This is a genomic window from Streptomyces sp. NPDC015345 (assembly GCF_043078805.1).
Lineage (GTDB): Bacteria > Actinomycetota > Actinomycetes > Streptomycetales > Streptomycetaceae > Streptomyces.
In genome coordinates, this window is sequence record NZ_JBIBTX010000020.1 from 3,480 (window position 1) to 4,693 (window position 1,214).

Annotated in this window: 1 rRNA gene (only partly in view); it reads left to right on the plus strand. The window is 55.8% G+C overall.

The features are described 5' to 3' along the window. Window positions 1–1,181 (plus strand): 23S ribosomal RNA (locus ACF062_RS38420) (it extends 1,367 nt beyond the left edge of the window). Window positions 1,182–1,214 lie beyond the last annotated feature (33 nt).

Below are 1,214 nucleotides of genomic sequence, written 5' to 3' on the forward strand. Positions count from 1 at the left end.
TACGGTCTGAGCTGGGGGTGGCCGCAGAGACCAGCGAGAAGCGACTGTTTACTAAAAACACAGGTCCGTGCGAAGCCGTAAGGCGATGTATACGGACTGACGCCTGCCCGGTGCTGGAACGTTAAGGGGACCGGTTAGTGCACTTTCGGGTGTGCGAAGCTGAGAACTTAAGCGCCAGTAAACGGCGGTGGTAACTATAACCATCCTAAGGTAGCGAAATTCCTTGTCGGGTAAGTTCCGACCTGCACGAATGGCGTAACGACTTCTCGACTGTCTCAACCATAGGCCCGGTGAAATTGCACTACGAGTAAAGATGCTCGTTTCGCGCAGAAGGACGGAAAGACCCCGGGACCTTTACTACAGTTTGATATTGGTGTTCGGTTCGGCTTGTGTAGGATAGGTGGGAGACTGTGAAGCATGCACGCCAGTGTGTGTGGAGTCGCCGTTGAAATACCACTCTGGTCGTGCTGGATGTCTAACCTCGGTCCGTGATCCGGATCAGGGACAGTGTCTGATGGGTAGTTTAACTGGGGCGGTTGCCTCCCAAAGAGTAACGGAGGCGCCCAAAGGTTCCCTCAGCCTGGTTGGTAATCAGGTGTTGAGTGTAAGTGCACAAGGGAGCTTGACTGTGAGACCGACGGGTCGAGCAGGGACGAAAGTCGGGACTAGTGATCCGGCGGTGGCTTGTGGAAGCGCCGTCGCTCAACGGATAAAAGGTACCCCGGGGATAACAGGCTGATCTTCCCCAAGAGTCCATATCGACGGGATGGTTTGGCACCTCGATGTCGGCTCGTCGCATCCTGGGGCTGGAGTCGGTCCCAAGGGTTGGGCTGTTCGCCCATTAAAGCGGTACGCGAGCTGGGTTTAGAACGTCGTGAGACAGTTCGGTCCCTATCCTCTGTGCGCGTAGGAATATTGAGAAGGGCTGTCCCTAGTACGAGAGGACCGGGACGGACGAACCTCTGGTGTGCCAGTTGTCCTGCCAAGGGCATGGCTGGTTGGCTACGTTCGGAAAGGATAACCGCTGAAAGCATCTAAGCGGGAAGCCTGCTTCGAGATGAGTATTCCCACCCCCTTTGAGGGGTTAAGGCTCCCAGTAGACGACTGGGTTGATAGGCCAGATCTGGAAGCCCGGTAACGGGTGGAGGTGACTGGTACTAATAGGCCGAGGGCTTGTCCTCAGTTGCTCGCGTCCACTGTGTTGGTTCTGAAAC